The organism is Haemophilus parainfluenzae (genome assembly GCF_014931375.1).
Taxonomy (GTDB): domain Bacteria; phylum Pseudomonadota; class Gammaproteobacteria; order Enterobacterales; family Pasteurellaceae; genus Haemophilus_D.
On the sequence record NZ_CP063117.1, the window covers coordinates 1,037,183 to 1,053,728 of the forward strand.

At 39.6% G+C, this 16,546-nt stretch carries 20 protein-coding genes and 2 tRNA genes; 19 read left to right on the plus strand and 3 right to left on the minus strand.

From position 1 onward, the window contains the following. Positions 1-101 precede the first annotated feature (101 nt). From ybgE to iscX, 19 genes are all read left to right on the plus strand, one after another. On the plus strand, positions 102-389 hold the full coding sequence (ybgE, locus tag INP95_RS05025) for a cyd operon protein YbgE (RefSeq protein ID WP_049381656.1): 288 nt from the start codon (positions 102-104) through the stop codon (positions 387-389). Positions 390-460: 71 nt separating this feature from the next. Next, positions 461-889 (plus strand): tol-pal system-associated acyl-CoA thioesterase, encoded by a 429-nt coding sequence (gene ybgC / locus INP95_RS05030; protein ID WP_197560250.1) that lies wholly within the window; start codon positions 461-463, stop codon positions 887-889. Between the two features lie 20 nt (positions 890-909). After that, positions 910-1,596 (plus strand): protein TolQ, encoded by a 687-nt coding sequence (gene tolQ / locus INP95_RS05035; protein WP_049369196.1) that lies wholly within the window; start codon positions 910-912, stop codon positions 1,594-1,596. 78 nt (positions 1,597-1,674) lie between these two features. Next, positions 1,675-2,094 carry a colicin uptake protein TolR gene (gene tolR, locus INP95_RS05040; protein WP_032803822.1) on the plus strand — a complete coding sequence of 140 codons (420 nt, stop codon included), beginning with the start codon at positions 1,675-1,677 and terminating at the stop codon, positions 2,092-2,094. A gap of 18 nt (positions 2,095-2,112) precedes the next feature. Continuing rightward, a complete protein-coding gene (gene tolA / locus INP95_RS05045; protein ID WP_070591484.1) occupies positions 2,113-3,366 on the plus strand; it encodes a cell envelope integrity protein TolA in 1,254 nt (417 codons plus the stop codon). A 41-nt stretch (positions 3,367-3,407) separates the two neighbouring features. Then, positions 3,408-4,691, plus strand: coding sequence for a Tol-Pal system beta propeller repeat protein TolB (gene tolB, locus INP95_RS05050; RefSeq protein ID WP_197560251.1), 1,284 nt, complete (start codon positions 3,408-3,410; stop codon positions 4,689-4,691). Positions 4,692-4,715: 24 nt separating this feature from the next. Next, positions 4,716-5,186, plus strand: coding sequence for a peptidoglycan-associated lipoprotein Pal (gene pal / locus INP95_RS05055; RefSeq protein WP_049384292.1), 471 nt, complete (start codon positions 4,716-4,718; stop codon positions 5,184-5,186). Positions 5,187-5,364: 178 nt separating this feature from the next. Then, a tRNA-Lys gene (locus tag INP95_RS05060) sits at positions 5,365-5,440 on the plus strand. A 30-nt stretch (positions 5,441-5,470) separates the two neighbouring features. Continuing rightward, positions 5,471-5,546: transfer RNA gene (locus INP95_RS05065), tRNA-Lys, on the plus strand. Between the two features lie 122 nt (positions 5,547-5,668). Beyond that, complete coding sequence (trmJ, locus tag INP95_RS05070) at positions 5,669-6,388, plus strand: tRNA (cytosine(32)/uridine(32)-2'-O)-methyltransferase TrmJ (RefSeq protein WP_070591481.1); 720 nt, start codon at positions 5,669-5,671, stop codon at positions 6,386-6,388. Positions 6,389-6,447: 59 nt separating this feature from the next. Continuing rightward, on the plus strand, positions 6,448-6,903 hold the full coding sequence (gene iscR, locus INP95_RS05075; RefSeq protein WP_049384353.1) for a Fe-S cluster assembly transcriptional regulator IscR: 456 nt from the start codon (positions 6,448-6,450) through the stop codon (positions 6,901-6,903). Between the two features lie 63 nt (positions 6,904-6,966). Continuing rightward, entirely contained in the window at positions 6,967-8,181 is a 1,215-nt protein-coding gene (locus tag INP95_RS05080; RefSeq protein WP_049384354.1) for an IscS subfamily cysteine desulfurase, read from the plus strand. A gap of 54 nt (positions 8,182-8,235) precedes the next feature. Then, positions 8,236-8,619, plus strand: coding sequence for a Fe-S cluster assembly scaffold IscU (gene iscU / locus INP95_RS05085; RefSeq protein ID WP_049384355.1), 384 nt, complete (start codon positions 8,236-8,238; stop codon positions 8,617-8,619). A gap of 51 nt (positions 8,620-8,670) precedes the next feature. Further along, positions 8,671-8,994, plus strand: a complete 324-nt coding sequence (iscA, locus tag INP95_RS05090; RefSeq protein ID WP_197560252.1) for an iron-sulfur cluster assembly protein IscA — start codon at positions 8,671-8,673, stop codon at positions 8,992-8,994. A gap of 9 nt (positions 8,995-9,003) precedes the next feature. After that, complete coding sequence (gene hscB / locus INP95_RS05095) at positions 9,004-9,525, plus strand: Fe-S protein assembly co-chaperone HscB (protein WP_197560253.1); 522 nt, start codon at positions 9,004-9,006, stop codon at positions 9,523-9,525. Between the two features lie 74 nt (positions 9,526-9,599). Next, on the plus strand, positions 9,600-10,286 hold the full coding sequence (locus INP95_RS05100; RefSeq protein ID WP_197560254.1) for a DUF2625 domain-containing protein: 687 nt from the start codon (positions 9,600-9,602) through the stop codon (positions 10,284-10,286). Between the two features lie 40 nt (positions 10,287-10,326). Next, the gene (gene hscA / locus INP95_RS05105; protein WP_197560255.1) at positions 10,327-12,183 is read left to right on the plus strand and encodes a Fe-S protein assembly chaperone HscA; all 1,857 of its coding nucleotides are present in this window, start codon (positions 10,327-10,329) and stop codon (positions 12,181-12,183) included. A gap of 45 nt (positions 12,184-12,228) precedes the next feature. Beyond that, a complete protein-coding gene (gene fdx / locus INP95_RS05110; RefSeq protein WP_005696659.1) occupies positions 12,229-12,570 on the plus strand; it encodes an ISC system 2Fe-2S type ferredoxin in 342 nt (113 codons plus the stop codon). Then, the gene (gene iscX / locus INP95_RS05115) at positions 12,570-12,764 is read left to right on the plus strand and encodes a Fe-S cluster assembly protein IscX (protein WP_049366368.1); all 195 of its coding nucleotides are present in this window, start codon (positions 12,570-12,572) and stop codon (positions 12,762-12,764) included. Before fdx ends, iscX begins: the two co-directional genes overlap by 1 nt. A 115-nt stretch (positions 12,765-12,879) precedes the next feature. Here iscX and mglC read toward each other — a convergent pair whose 3' ends face one another. The 3 genes from mglC to mglB all read right to left on the minus strand — a co-directional run bounded on the left by mglC (position 12,880) and on the right by mglB (position 16,497). Further along, on the minus strand, positions 12,880-13,890 hold the full coding sequence (mglC, locus tag INP95_RS05120; protein ID WP_049373959.1) for a galactose/methyl galactoside ABC transporter permease MglC: 1,011 nt from the start codon (positions 13,888-13,890) through the stop codon (positions 12,880-12,882). Positions 13,891-13,908: 18 nt separating this feature from the next. Further along, positions 13,909-15,423, minus strand: coding sequence for a galactose/methyl galactoside ABC transporter ATP-binding protein MglA (gene mglA / locus INP95_RS05125; protein ID WP_070591467.1), 1,515 nt, complete (start codon positions 15,421-15,423; stop codon positions 13,909-13,911). A 78-nt stretch (positions 15,424-15,501) separates the two neighbouring features. Then, the gene (gene mglB, locus INP95_RS05130; RefSeq protein ID WP_049366365.1) at positions 15,502-16,497 is read right to left on the minus strand and encodes a galactose/glucose ABC transporter substrate-binding protein MglB; all 996 of its coding nucleotides are present in this window, start codon (positions 16,495-16,497) and stop codon (positions 15,502-15,504) included. Positions 16,498-16,546: the final 49 nt, after the last annotated feature.

Here is a 16,546-nt window from a genome sequence, read left to right on the forward strand (position 1 = left end):
ATGTTATATGCAATTTGGGTAGTGGGTGTGTTGGCTGCAGTTATGGTGAGTGCTAAATTAACCATTGGTAAAGAAAAGTCAGGTAAATTTGACGAGTAATGATGATTAATTCACTCTATCAATTAAGTAATAAGGGTTCCTTGCGAACCCTTTCGTTTATTTTAGCGTTATTTTTAACTGCGGCTTTCTTTCTAAATTTAAGTCAATTTTCGACCGCACTTCGAACTGCTCATCCTGCTTGGATTCTCGCAATCTTTTGGGGATTGATTAATTTATGGATCCACGGCATTGGATTTGATATTCGACGGGCAATATGGCAGCTTGTTTTCTTGCCATTTATTGGTTATTTCACCACAATAATCGCTATTGTTCAGCATTGGTTATTATAAGAACGATAGACAAATATTATTATTTGGATCTTGCACATCTTATGAACAGGTTCTAAAATAAGCGGTTTGTTATGGCTGATAATTTGAGCATTATTTTGAATAACCAATGTTTTACCTTTCCGGTTCGTGTGTATTATGAGGACACGGATGCAGGCGGAGTAGTGTATCACGCACGTTACTTACATTTTTTTGAACGTGCGCGAACTGAATATTTAAGAACGCTTAATTTTTCCCAACAATCATTATTGCAGGAACAACAAGTCGCTTTTGTGGTCAAAACCGTGTCTATTGACTATTGTATTCCGGCAAAATTGGATGATTATCTTATTGTCGAAACTGAAATAACGGCAGTGAAAGGGGCGACAATCCTCTTTGAACAGCAGTTAGTTCGTGAGACGGTGGTGTTATCAAAGGCTACTGTTAAGGTAGCCTGTGTTGATCTAGGCAAAATGAAACCTGTCGCAATTCCTGAAGAATTAAAAGCGGCATTTTTAAAGTAAATAACTTTTCGGAGTATGCAATGACTGCAGAATTGAACTTTTTAGATCTTTTTCTAAAAGCGAGTATCGTTGTTCAACTTGTAATTGTGATCTTAATTTCGTTCTCAATTATTTCTTGGGCAATCATCATTCAACGTAGCCGTATTTTGACGAGCGCGTTAAAAGAAGCGAACACTTTTGAAGATCGTTTCTGGTCTGGTGAAGATTTAAATAAACTTTATGATGGTTTATCTAATCGTCGTGAAGTATTAACAGGTAGCGAACAAATTTTCTTTGTCGGCTTTAAAGAATTCTCTCGCTTAAAACAAGTGAATGCGAATGCACCAGAAGCAATCATCAAAGGTACGACTCGTGCGATGAACCTTGCGATGAATCGTGAAGTAGAAGCGCTTGAAAGTCGTGTACCTTTCTTAGCAACAGTTGCTTCTGTAAGTCCATATATCGGTTTATTTGGTACCGTTTGGGGGATCATGCACGCATTTATGGCATTAAGTGGTGCGAAACAAGCAACATTACAAATGGTTGCTCCAGGTATTGCAGAAGCCTTGATCGCAACAGCAATCGGTTTGTTTGCGGCGATTCCAGCTGTAATGGCGTATAACCGTTTAAGCTTACGTGTAAATGCGATTGAACAAAATTATGGTAACTTCATTGATGAATTCACCACAATTTTACATCGTCAAGCTTTTGGTAAAGCGCCCCATTAAAAATAAATGAAAAATTGACCGCACTTAATAAATAAAACGAAAAGTGCGGTGGATTTTAGCGAAGTTTTAGAGGAAATTATGGCTCGTCGTCAGCGTAAAGACATTAAATCTGAAATTAACATCGTGCCATTTCTCGATGTTCTTTTAGTTTTAGTGTTAATTTTTATGGCAACCGCGCCGATTATCAGTCAGAGCGTTCAAGTGGAACTCCCTGATTCGGTGCAAAGTCAAAATGTATCAAATGAAGATAAAACACCGGTTATTTTAGAAGTAGCAGGTGTTGGGCAGTATTCGATTTCGATTGGTGGTCAACGCCAAGAAGGCCTTAACGAAGAAATGGTAACCCAATTATCAAAACAAGAATTTGATAAAGACAATAACACAATGTTCTTAGTGGGTGGAGCAAAAGATGTACCTTATGAAGAAGTGATTAAAGCACTGAATTTACTACATCTTGCCGGCATTAAGTCTGTGGGTTTAATGACTAACCCAATTTAAGAATAAGTAGGTAAAACCGTGCAGAATAATCGACGAAAAAAACGTGCAAATGAGTTTGTCATCTCTATTGCGATGCACCTTGCATTGTTTGGTTTGTTGATTTGGAGCTCTCTTTATCAAACCGTTGAAATAATGGGTGGTGGAGAAGGTGAAGGTGATGCCATGGGAGCTGTGATGGTCGATACTGGCAGCGCAGCACAGGAGTGGGGACGTATTCAACAACAGAAAAAAGGTCAAACTGATAAACAGAAGAAACCTGAGCCTGTAGTTGAAGAGAAAAAACCAGAGCCTGAACCTGAACCAAATCAGCAAGAAATTGCGAAACAAGAAGAGATTAAGCGTCAGCAGGAAATTCAACGTCAAAAAGAACTTGAAAAACAAAAGCAGCAAGAAATTGAAAAGCAAAAGCAAAAACAGCAGCAAGAGCTTGCTCGTCAAGAGGCGTTAGAAAAACAGAAACAAGCTGAAGAAGCAAAAGCAAAACAAGCTGCAGAGGCAGCGAAGTTGAAAGCTGAAGCTGAGGCAAAACGTTTAGCGGCAGCCGCTAAACAGGCTGAAGAAGAGGCGAAAGCGAAGGCACAAGCTGAAGCTCAAAAAGCGAAAGAAAAAGCAGAAGCAGATGCTAAAGCCAAGGCTGAGGCGAAAGCGAAAGCAGAGGTTGAAGCAAAAGCGAAGGCAAAAGCTGAGGCAGACGCCAAGGCTAAAGCAGAAGCAGATGCTAAGGCGAAAGCGAAAGCTGAGGCCGATGCAAAAGCGAAAGCAGAGGCTGAAGCAAAAGCGAAGGCAGAAGCAAAAGCTAAAGCGGATGCAGAAGCTAAAGCGAAGGCTGATGCAAAAGCGAAAGCTGATGCAGCAAAACGTAAAGCGGATCAAGCAGCTTTAGATGATTTCATGAATGGTGGTGACATCGGTGGTGGTAGCGCATCTAAAGGTGGCAATGCGAATAAAGGCGGTACACAAGGTAGTGGTGCTGGACTAGGGGCCGGAGACGGTGGCAAAGTCGGTGACCAATATGCAGGTGTGATTAAGCGTGAAATTCAACGCCGCTTCTTAAAAGATCCAAGTTTTGCCGGTAAAGTTTGCCGCATTAAAATTCAACTCGGTCGAGATGGTACTATTTTAGCTTACCAACGAGTTTCTGGACCTGATGACATCTGTACTGCGGCAATGAGTGCGGTAGCAAGAACGAAAAAAGTTCCAGCGGCACCATCTGATGCAGTGTATGAGAAATATAAAGCGCCGACTATCGATTTTGATATCAATGCTCGATAATCGGTTTTAGGAAAATAACAACGTTAAAATAAGGTGATTAAATGAAATTGATCAAACGTGTTATGGGGCTATTTGTGGTGATGTTTGCATTTGCAAGCACAGCAATGGCAGAAGATGAAGTTAGAATTGTGATTGATGAAGGGGTTGATGGGGCTCGTCCTATCGCAGTTGTTCCTTTCGCAGGTTCTGCACCTGAAAATATTGGTCAAATTGTTGCGGATGACTTACGTAATAGTGGTAAATTTAATCCAATTCCAGTAAGCCAAATGCCACAACAACCAACAACCGCAGCAGAAGTGAAACCAGAGGCTTGGACTGCTTTAGGTATTGATGCTGTTGTTGTAGGTCAAGTGACTTCAACTGGTAGTGGTTATAACATTTCTTATCAGTTAGTTGATACTGTGGGCGCATCAGGTACGCCAGGTGCAGTGCTTGCACAAAATAGCTATACCGTGACTAATAAATGGTTACGTTACGGTGCGCACACTGTGAGTGATGAAGTATTTGAAAAATTAACTGGTATTCGTGGTGCATTCAGAACTCGTATTGCTTATGTGGTACAAAAAAATGGTGGATCACAACCTTATGAAGTTCGTGTAGCAGATTATGATGGGTACAATCAATTCATTGTAAATCGTAGCTCACAACCAATTATGTCTCCAGCCTGGTCTCCAGATGGTAAACGTTTAGCTTACGTATCTTTTGAGAACAAGAAATCACAACTTGTTGTACAAGACCTAGGTTCAGGTTCTCGTAAAGTGGTTGCTTCTTTCCCTGGTCATAACGGTGCACCAGCGTTCTCTCCAGACGGTTCTAAACTTGCCTTTGCTTCTTCACAAGATGGTTTATTAAACATCTATGTAATGAGCTCAAATGGCGGAAAACCTACTCAATTAACTAGCGGTGCGGGTAATAATACAGAACCGTCATGGTCTCCAGATGGTAGCTCAATTCTCTTTACTTCAGATAGAAGCGGTTCACCACAAGTTTATCGTATGAGTGCAAGCGGTGGTGGTGCGTCACCAGTAGGCGGTCGCGGTAGTGCGCAAATCAGTAGTGATGGTAAAACACTTGTGATGATCAACGGTAATAATAACGTGGTAAAACAAGATCTCACCAGCGGTAGCTCTGAAGTATTAAGTACATCTTTCTTAGGTGAAAGCCCAAGTATTTCTCCTAACGGTATCATGATTATTTACAGCTCTACACAAGGGTTAGGAAAGGTGTTACAATTAGTTTCTGCAGATGGTCGCTTTAAAGCGAGTCTTCCAGGAAGTAATGGCCAAGTGAAATTTCCAGCTTGGTCTCCATACTTGACTAAATAAAAAAACTCATTGAGGAGAAATCTAATGAACAAATTTGTTAAATCATTATTAGTTGCTGGTTCAGTAGCTGCATTAGCAGCATGTAGCTCATCAAACAACGATGCAGCAGGCAACGGTGCTAACAACAACGGCCAAACTTTCGGTGGTTACTCTGTTGAAGATCTTCAACAACGTTACAACACCGTTTACTTCGGTTTCGACAAATTCAACATCGAAGGTGAATACGTTCAAATCTTAGATGCTCACGCTGCATACTTAAATGCAACTGCAGCTTCTAAAGTGGTTGTTGAAGGTAACACTGACGAACGTGGTACTCCAGAGTACAACATCGCTTTAGGTCAACGTCGTGCTGATGCAGTTAAAGGTTTCTTAGCTGGTAAAGGTGTTGACGCTGGTAAAGTATCAACTGTTTCTTACGGTGAAGAAAAACCTGCAGTGTTAGGTCACGATGAAGCAGCATACTCTAAAAACCGTCGTGCAGTGTTAGCATACTAATTTTTAGAGAATTTTGATTCTTAGAAAAAGGGAGAGTAGAAATACTCTCCTTTTTTTTATTTGTTCTAAGATATTGGCACAAATTGACGAGTATTCACGCAATTAGCACAATTTCTTCAGATTTTTCTTGCGTCAGAAAATAAAATCGGTAATATACGCACCTGTTACGAAACAATGTGGGTCGTTAGCTCAGTCGGTAGAGCAGCGGACTTTTAATCCGTTGGTCGAAGGTTCGAATCCTTCACGACCCACCATCTATTTTACAGGTCATTATTTAACCGGTTGGGTTGTTAGCTCAGTTGGTAGAGCAGCGGACTCTTAATCCGTCGGTCGAGAGTTCGAGTCTCTCACAGCCCACCAGTCAACTTCTTATTCCTCCTGTTTGTTAATAAATTTACAAAAAAGTAAAATATTTTCAAAATTCTTGACTATATTTAGCGGTTATTATGATAGAATATCCACAACTTTAAGTCGGGCATAAAATGTTACAAAATATTCGAATTGTTTTGGTTGAAACATCTCATAGTGGGAATATAGGTTCAGCCTCGCGTGCGATGAAAACAATGGGATTATCCAACCTTTATTTGGTCTCGCCAAAATCGGTGGATGAGCAATCTATTGCATTAGCTGCAGGCGCTGATGATGTTGTGCGTAATGCCAACATTGTTGATACTTTTGAACAAGCAATAGAAAATTGCTCATTAGTAATTGGGACCAGTGCGAGATTACGCCATTTACAGAGTACGTTGATTGAGCCAAGAGAATGTGCGGAGAAAGTCAGTGCACATCAAGGCCAAGTGGCAATCGTGTTCGGTCGTGAGCGTGTTGGGCTCACAAATGAAGAATTACTTAAATGTCATTATCATTTAAATATCCCTGCTAATCCTGAATATTCTTCGCTAAATTTAGCGATGGCAGTACAGTTGGTAAGTTATGAAATGCGAATGGCATTTTTAGTGAAAAATAGAACGGAAACTGCACTTTCAACAATAGAAAATATCTATCCAACAGCACAAGAAATGGAGTATTTTTTCGTGCATACGGAACAGGTATATCAATCACTTGGTTTTATTCAAAATCAAGGGGTTATACAAAAGTTAAGACGACTTTATAACCGTTCTTCTCTAGAAAAAAATGAATTAAATATTTTGCGAGGAATGTTAAGTGCGGTTGAAAAACGCCTTAATCTGCAAAAAGACTAAAATTGACTATCATAGTCAGATATGTAAACTATCCAAACGACGATTAATAGGGATGCTTTATGAAACTTACATCTAAAGGACGATACGCGGTTACCGCAATTTTAGATATCGCATTACACGCAGGGACAGATCCAGTTTGTTTAGCGGATATCTCAGAACGTCAAAATATTTCACTTTCTTATCTTGAGCAATTATTTGCCAAATTGCGTCGTGGTAGATTAGTAAAAAGCGTTCGTGGTCCAGGTGGTGGCTATCGTTTAGCGTTACCATCTGATCAAATTTCTATCGGTATGGTAATCTCTGCCGTAAACGAGAACATTAATGTCACAAGATGCCTTGGAAAGGGGAATTGTAAAGGTGGGGTTGAATGTTTAACTCATTCTTTATGGCAAGATTTAAGTGATCGTATTTCTGATTTTTTAGATGAGATTACATTAGCCGAGCTTGTAGAGAAAAAATCAGGAAAACATAAAGCTCACAAAGATTTTGATGATTTGGTTGTCGTTAACCAATAATAGGAAAGTAGATCAAAGTGCGGTCAAAATGATGGCATTTTTGGTAGTTATTTAGGAGTGAAAATGAAATTACCAATTTATTTAGATTATGCAGCAACATGTCCAGTTGATGAACGTGTGGCTAAAAAAATGATGGAATATTTAACCATTGATGGTGTATTCGGTAATCCAGCATCTCGTTCACATAAATTTGGCTGGCAAGCTGAGGAAGCGGTTGATATTGCACGTAATCAAATTGCGGATTTGATTGGCGCAGACTCTCGTGAGATCGTATTTACTTCTGGCGCAACAGAAGCAGATAACCTTGCAATTAAAGGTGCGGCACACTTTTATCAAACAAAAGGTAAGCACATTATCACCTGCAAAACTGAACACAAAGCTGTATTGGATACTTGCCGTCAATTAGAGCGTGAAGGCTTTGAAGTCACCTATTTAGATCCAGAAGAAGATGGTTTAATCGATCTTGAGAAATTTAAAGCAGCATTACGTCCAGATACAATTGTTGTGTCAATTATGCATGTGAATAATGAGATTGGCGTGATTCAAGATATTAAAGCAATTGGTGAGCTTTGCCGTGCAAACAAAACCATTTTCCACGTAGATGCGACCCAAAGTGTCGGTAAGGTAGAAATTAATCTTGCTGAATTACCAGTTGATTTGATGTCAATGTCTAGTCACAAATTGTACGGGCCAAAAGGTATCGGGGCATTATATGTTTGTCGTAAACCTCGCGTTCGTTTAGAAGCAATTATCCATGGTGGTGGTCACGAGCGTGGTATGCGTTCTGGTACATTACCTGTACACCAAATTGTTGGTATGGGTGAAGCTTATCGTATTGCAAAAGAAGAAATGGCGACAGAGATTCCTCGTATCAGAGCTTTACGCGATCGTTTATATAATGGATTAAAAGAAATTGAAGAAACCTATGTAAATGGTTCAATGGAGCACCGTGTAGCAAATAACTTGAACATCAGCTTTAACTATGTTGAAGGTGAATCATTGATGATGGCATTACGTGATGTGGCAGTTTCTTCTGGTTCGGCTTGTACTTCAGCGAGTTTAGAACCATCTTATGTATTACGTGCATTAGGTCGTAATGATGAATTAGCACATAGCTCAATTCGTTTCACTCTTGGTCGTTGGACAACGGAAGAAGAAATTGATTACACCATTAATTTAACACGTAATGCAGTAGCAAAACTTCGTGAATTATCGCCACTTTGGGATATGTTCAAAGAAGGTATTGATTTAAACACTATTGAGTGGGCAGCCCACTAATTTTCAAGGTGGCTTGACCGCCTGATAGCAACTTATTTAGGAAAGGAACATAATATGGCATACAGCGAAAAAGTTATCGAACATTACGAAAATCCACGCAATGTTGGTTCAATGGACAAAAAAGATAATTCTGTGGGCACTGGCATGGTGGGCGCGCCAGCTTGTGGTGACGTTATGCAGTTACAAATCAAAGTAAATGACAGCGGCATTATTGAAGATGCAAAATTTAAAACTTATGGTTGTGGTTCTGCGATTGCTTCTAGCTCTTTAATTACTGAATGGGTAAAAGGCAAATCTTTAGATGAAGCAGGTGCAATCAAAAACAGCCAAATTGCGGAAGAACTTGAATTACCACCGGTAAAAGTTCACTGCTCAATCTTAGCAGAAGACGCAATTAAAGCCGCCATTGCTGACTACAAAAATAAACAAGGTAAGTAATCAAAAGTGCGGTCGAAAATGACCGCACTTTATCAATTTAAGGATCAGAATATGTCTATAACACTCACTGAAAAAGCGGTACAACGAGTTCGTACTTTTCTTGAAAATCGTGGAAAAGGTATCGGTTTACGCTTAGGTGTGAAAACATCAGGTTGTTCGGGTTTAGGCTATGTGCTTGAATTCGTTGATGTGCTCAATGATGACGATCTTGTTTTTGAGCAGCATGGCGTGAAAGTGGTAGTCGATCCAAAAAGCTTGGTTTATTTAGATGGCATTGAGCTAGATTATGTCAAAGAAGGCTTGAACGAAGGCTTTAAATATAACAATCCAAATGTGAAAGAATCATGTGGATGTGGTGAAAGTTTCCATGTTTAAGGAATAAAGATGACAAATCCTTTTGCTATTTTTGATTTGCCCGTTGCTTTCAATGTTGATCAATCGCTTTTGTCTGAACGCTATTTAGTGCTTCAAAAGAGTTTGCATCCGGATAATTTTGTTACGGCAGATGCACAAGAACAACGCATTGCAATGCAAAAATCAACAGAAGTTAATGATGCATTAAAAACCTTGAAAGACCCAATTTTACGTTCGGAAGCAATTATTGCATTAAATACGGGAGAAGCACAGGATTTAGAACAAAAGAGCACACAAGATATGGCATTCCTAATGCAGCAATTAGAATGGCGAGAAGAGCTCGAAAATATTGAGCAAAGCCAGGATGAAAATGCATTAGAATCCTTTGCGAAACGCGTTAAAAAAGAAACAAAAGAAATGTTGACCGCACTTGAAGAACAGCTAAATGAGCAACAATGGTCAACTGCTGCACAGTTCTGTGATAAATTACGTTTTCTAAAAAAATTGGCGGATGAAATTAGCCAAGTAGAAGAACGTCTATTTGAATTATAATCTTGAGGGCGTTTAATACGCCCTTTTCGCTATTGATAAATGGGCAGCGGCCCTCATACTAATGAAACTCGATTATGCAAACTTTAGAACAACTGACTGATGCCTCAAAATCTGCTTGGGGAACCATTTCCCAATGGATTGAGCATGCTCGTAATCATTGTGATGTGATTAAAAAAGATCAATCTAGCGCAGAACGTGAGCTTTTCACCATGCAAATGCCCACTTCTTCTCCAATGGGAGCGGTCATTTATGAAACTGGCGGCATTTTAATCCATCATGGTTGGTTGCGTATATTGGGGTCAGGCAGTTTTAAATTACCACGTGGATTAATGGACTGGAATTTCAGCAAATCCTTTAATCAATCAGGTGATAAACCAAAATATTTGCTTGTTGCGGACGATGTCATTGGTGGTTATTTTGCTTTAAATGGTGGCTCTTTAGGTTCTAATCTTGGCAAGATTTATTATTTTTCGCCAAAAGATTTAACTTGGCATGATTTAAATTTTACCTATACGGATTTCTTAGCTTGGGCATTAAATGGTGACATTGAAGCATTTTACCAAAATCTATTTTGGCAAAATTGGCAAGAAGATGTAAAACAACTCGATGGTAACCACATGATTGTTTTTACACCAGAGCTTTCAGAAGATAAGACGACTTATATTAATCAGCGTGAACGACGCGAAGTCAACATTGAAACCCATTACAACGCAAGTTTCACTGAACAAGATAAATTTGCACAAGCTTATTCAGTGGCATAACGAGCCCTTAACGAATTAATTATTAGAGATAAAAAGAGATATGGCATTACTCCAAATTGCAGAGCCAGGACAAACGGCTGCACCACATCAACATCGTCTTGCGGTAGGGATTGATTTAGGTACAACAAACTCTTTAGTTGCCGCAGTGCGTAGCGGTCAAGCCACCATTTTGAATGATGAACAAGACAGAAGCCTTGTGCCTTCAGTCGTCTACTATGGTGAAAATGAAAAACTTGTTGGTACAGAAGCATTTGCAAAAGCTGCAATTGATCCTAAAAATACGATTATTTCTGTGAAACGGCTGATTGGACGTAGCCTTGATGATGTGCAATCTCGTTATACCAATTTACCCTATGAGTTTGTGGCAAGTGAAAATGGGTTGCCATTATTGGTGACACATCAAGGTAAAAAAAGCCCAATTGAAGTCTCTGCGGATATTTTATCTCGTTTAAATCATATTGCAGAACAACGACTTGCAGGTAAGCTTTCTGGCGTGGTGATTACCGTACCTGCCTATTTTGATGATGCTCAACGCCAAAGTACAAAAGATGCGGCACGTCTTGCAGGGTTAAATGTATTACGTTTATTAAATGAACCCACTGCTGCAGCAGTGGCTTATGGCTTAGATAGCGGAAAAGAAGGTGTCATTGCTGTTTATGACTTAGGTGGCGGTACCTTTGATATCTCAATTTTACGCTTGTCTAAAGGTGTATTTGAAGTCTTAGCAACAGGTGGGGATACCGCTTTAGGTGGTGATGATTTTGACCATTTAATTGCCGATTGGATTATTGAACAAGCGGGTATTCAACCACAAAATGTGAATGAGCAACGTGAACTTTTAAGTTTAGCCACACAAACTAAAATTGCTTTAACGAGTGAGCAAAGTGCGGTCATTTCTTGGCGCGGATTTGAAGGTGAGTTAAGTCGTGAGCAATTCAATGAATTAATCCACTCATTGGTAAAACGTTCTTTATTAACCTGCCGTCGAGCATTGAAAGATGCGCATGTTGAAGCTGAAGACGTGCAAGAAGTGGTTATGGTTGGAGGCTCAACTCGCGTGCCTTACGTACGTGAACAAGTAGGCGAATTCTTTGGTAAAACCCCATTAACCTCTATCGACCCAGATAAAGTAGTGGCCTTAGGTGCAGCTATCCAAGCAGATATTTTAGTGGGCAACAAGAATGACAGTGATATGTTGTTACTCGATGTTGTGCCGCTTTCTTTAGGCATTGAAACCATGGGCGGTTTAGTGGAGAAAATTATTCCACGTAACACCACGATTCCAGTGGCTCGCGCGCAAGAATTTACTACCTTTAAAGATGGTCAAACTGCAATGACTGTACATGTGGTACAAGGTGAACGAGAGTTGGTGGATGATTGCCGTTCTTTAGGTCGTTTTACGTTGCGTGGTATTCCGCCAATGGTGGCAGGCGCGGCTCATATTCGAGTGACTTATCAAGTGGATGCAGATGGCTTATTAAGTGTGACTGCTATGGAAAAATCCACAAAAGTCCAAGCATCGATTCAAATTAAGCCTTCTTATGGTTTAACGGATGAAGAAGTAACGGCAATGATTAAAGCTTCTTTTGATAATGCACAAGATGATATGCAAGCACGTGAATTAGCTGAGCAACGTGTTGAGGCTGATCGTGTGATTGAAAGCGTGATTGTGGCCTTACAGCAAGATGGGGCGGAATTATTAACCGAAGCCGAATTCCACCAAATTGAAAATGCATTGAAACAATTAATGGATGTAAAAGAAGGTACAGATCGTCATGCTATTGTTCAAGGGATTAAAGCCCTTGATATCGCGACTCAAGAATTTGCGGCAAGACGAATGAATAAATCCATTAATCAAGCGCTGACAGGTAAATCTGTATCAGATATTGAGAAATAAAGTGCGGTTATAAATTAATGAGTTTTTTATATTGAGGAAAGTAATATGCCAAAAGTGATTTTTTTACCGAATGAAGAATTCTGTCCAGAGGGTATGGTGGTTGATGCAGCAGCAGGCGACAACTTATTAGAAGTAGCGCATAATGCGGGTGTTGAAATTCATCACGCTTGCGATGGTTCTTGTGCTTGTACAACATGCCATGTCGTCATTCGTGAAGGGTTTGATTCATTGAATGAAGCCAGCGATCAAGAAGAAGATATGTTAGATAAAGCATGGGGTTTAGAAATGGATAGCCGCCTTTCTTGCCAATGTGTCGTGGGCGATGAAGATTTAGTGGTGGAAATCCCTAAATATAATATTAACCATGCGAATGAGGCGGCTCACTAATGAAATGGACTGATGCACAACTTATTGCAGAAGAGCTGTATGATCGTAATCCAGATTTAGATCCTAAAACGGTACGTTTCACGGATTTGCATAAGTGGATTTGTGAACTAGACGGTTTTGATGATGATCCAATGAAATCTAATGAGAGTATTCTGGAAGCGATTTTGTTGAAATGGTTAGATGAATATGAGTAATCGATTCAATTAAAAAAAGCGAGCAGAGAGGCTCGCTTTTTTGTTTTAAGAATTTACCTCAAAATAAAACCGCACTTTATTGCTAAAGTGCGGTTATTTTTATCGTTGTTTTTAATTATTTTTTCTTCGCGTATTTTAAGGAGTCGATAGCAACCGCGAGGATGATAATGCTACCTTTAATGATATATTGCCAGTAAGGGTTTACACCGATGTAAGTTAAACCGTAGTTAATAACGGTGAAGATGATAACACCCGTGATTACGCCGATAACAGTACCCACACCACCAGCGAAAGATACACCGCCTACTACGCAGGCAGCAATCGCATCTAATTCATACATGAAACCAAGGTTGTTGGTAGCACTACCGATACGACCTGCTTCTAACATACCACCGAATGCATAGAACATACCTGCAATCATGTAAATCACAACAAGGTTACGCGCTACGTTTACGCCCGATACTTTTGCTGCTTCAGGGTTACCACCGATAGCAAAGATATTTTTACCGAAGCGTGTTTTATTCCACATCACCCAAACTAAGAATGCACAAATCGCCGCATAAATAGTGATGTAGGATAATTTGAATGAACCAAGTCTGAAGAAACCTTGTGCGAAGTTAGAGAAAGATTCACTGAAGCCAGCAATTGGTGAGCCACCTACGCCATCATAATAAAGTGAGTTGAAACCGTAAACGATGATCATGGTACCCATGGTTGCAATGAACGGGGTTACATTGAGATAAGCGATAACTAAACCATTCACTAAGCCGATTACAGCACCTACCGCACAAACAGTCAGGATAACTACAGGAATAGGAATTTCACCTAAATCCGGGAACACGCGGTTCATGTTTTCCATTGACTGCAAGAGGGTAGCAGAAATAACCGCTGCTAAACCGACTTGGCGACCGGCTGATAAGTCGGTACCTTGAGTAATAAGCAAGCCTGCAACACCAAGGGCGATAATGAGACGGACGGATGATTGAGTTAAAATGTTACTAAAGTTGCGAACATTCAAGAATGTTGGATCTTGTGCGATGATGATGCCAAGTAAAATCAACAACACAAAATAAATCGCATTTTGTTTTAAGAAATCGAATGATTTATTTTTTGGTAAGGCACTCATAATTTGTTCCTTTATGATTTATAAATATTTTGCGGCAAGTTGCAAAATTTCTTCTTGAGACGTTTTTGCCGTTTCAACGATGCCGGCAACACGACCATTACTCATGACCAAAATTCGGTCTGTTACGCCTAATAGTTCCGGCATTTCTGATGAAATCATAATGATGCCTTTATCTTTTTTAGCGAGTTCTTGAATGAGCTGATAAATTTCAAATTTTGCCCCAATATCAATACCACGAGTTGGTTCGTCGAGCATTAAGATATCTGGTTGGGTTAAAAGCCAACGGCCGATAATGACTTTTTGTTGGTTACCACCAGAAAGCGATCCAATCGTTGTTTTGTGAGAAGGTGTTTTCACGTTCATCGCATCAATTACCCATTGCGTATCGCTCGCCATTTTTTTGTTGCTGAGCAATTTCCATGGGGTAAGGTAAGATTTCATATTTGAAATCAAAGAGTTAAATTCAATACTTAGGTTTGAATAAATCCCGGTTGAACGACGTTCCTCAGTCACCAAAGCAAAACCGTGGTTAATCGCCTCAAGTGCGGTATGATTTTTCACGATTTTTCCGTTGAGTTTGATCGTCCCTTCTTTTAATTCGCGTACACCAAAAATGGCTTCCACAATATCAGTTCGTTTTGCACCAACAAGACCTGCAATACCTAAAATTTCACCTTTGCGTAAATTAAAGGAAACATCTTGAATGGAAGGTTGATTCACCGCAGTTAAATGTTCCACTTCAAGCGTGATTTCTTTTGGTACGTTAGTTTTTTCAGGGAAACGTTGTGTTAATTCACGGCCTACCATCATTGAAACAATTTCTTCCATGGTGGTGCCTTTAACTTGAACGGTATTGATCCATTTACCATCACGAAGAATGGTGATTTCATCACAAATTTTGAAGATTTCATCCATTTTGTGTGAAATATAGATAATGCCACAACCGCGATCTTTTAATTTTTGAATAATTTTGAAAAGATGTTCCACTTCTTTTTCTGAAAGTGAGGATGTTGGCTCATCCATAATTACGATTTTAGCGTTATAAGAGAACGCTTTCGCAATCTCGATCATCTGCATTTGTGAAACGGAAAGTTTGGCCACTTTTTCTTTTGGATCAACATCAATATCCAATTCATCGAAAATCGCTTTGGTATCACGATACATTTTGGCGTGATCCACAAAAGGACCTTTAAGTGGGTAGCGACCCAACCATAAGTTATCCATTACACTAGTTTGACGCACCAAGTTAAGTTCTTGGTGAACCATTGAAATCCCATTTTCAAGGGCTTCTTTTGATGTTTTAAAATCAACAGGTTTGCCTAAGAATAAAATTTCACCTTCGTCTTTTGCATAAATTCCGAAGAGGCATTTTAATAATGTCGACTTACCCGCCCCGTTTTCGCCCATTAAGGCATGAACAGAGTGAGAACGAACTGTTAGATTGGCGTGATCAAGGGCTTTTACACCGGGGAAAGACTTACTGACATCTGTCATCGTCAGTAGTACATCACTGTCTTGGGTTTGAGTTGTCATATCCAACCTCATCAAAAAAGGGGAAAGGGAATTTGGGTTTCCTTTCCCCCTAAAATTAAAGAAAAGCAATAGATTTTCTTATTTTAAGAATTCACTTAGGTTATCTTTATCCACACCAACATAAGGAATACGTACAACACGATTTTCTAATTTCCATTTTGTACCTTCTGTTGCTGCTTTACCGTTAGCAAGGTTTGCTGAAAGTTGAACAACTGCTTTACCTTGGTTAACACCATCGTTTAACACAGTACCAGCAATTTCGCCTTTCTTAATTAATTGAAGTACTTCTGGTAATGCATCCACACCAAAGATTGGTAATTTTTTACCGTGTGCTTTGGTTGCTTCTAACGCACCTAACGCCATACCGTCATTGTTTGAAATGATCATTTCAATTTCGTTAGCTTTAGAGCTAGACAACCATGCATCCACTTTATCTTTTGCCATAGCTGCATCCCACATACCGGTATCAATAAATAATTGTTCGGTTGGAATACCTTTAGCATTTAATTGCTCAATCACATATTTAGTACGTGCTTCCGCATCTGGGTGGCCTGGTTCACCTTTTAATAATACATATTGGATTTTACCATCTTTATTTAAGTCTAAGGCTGGCATTGCTTTCCATTGTTTTGCAATTAAATCACCTTGGATTAAGCCTGATTCTTTAGGGTCGGTACCAACATAGTAAGCGTGCTCATAGCTACCGATAGCTTTTGCACCAGGGTCTTTATTGAAGAACACAACAGGAATGTCATCTTGTTTCGCTTTGTTGATAACAGTTGAAGCTGCAGCTGGGTCTACTAAGTTAATGGCTAGGGCTTTTACACCTTTAGAAAGCAAACCATCTACTTGGTCGTTTTGAATAGATTGTGCATTTTGAGAGTCATTCATCAATAACTCAATGCCGCCAAGGGCTTTCGCTTCTTTATCGATTTCTTTACGCATTAATGACATGAAGTTGTCATCATATTTATAAATGGTAACACCAATACGGTTATCGGCTGCGAAACCTGAAGTTGCTGAACCTAAACCGATTGCTAAAGCGACCGCACTTAATACTGCTGTTTTTTTCATAAAAACGCTCCTATTAGAGAAAGAGATTTTATTGTTGATTTTTATATAC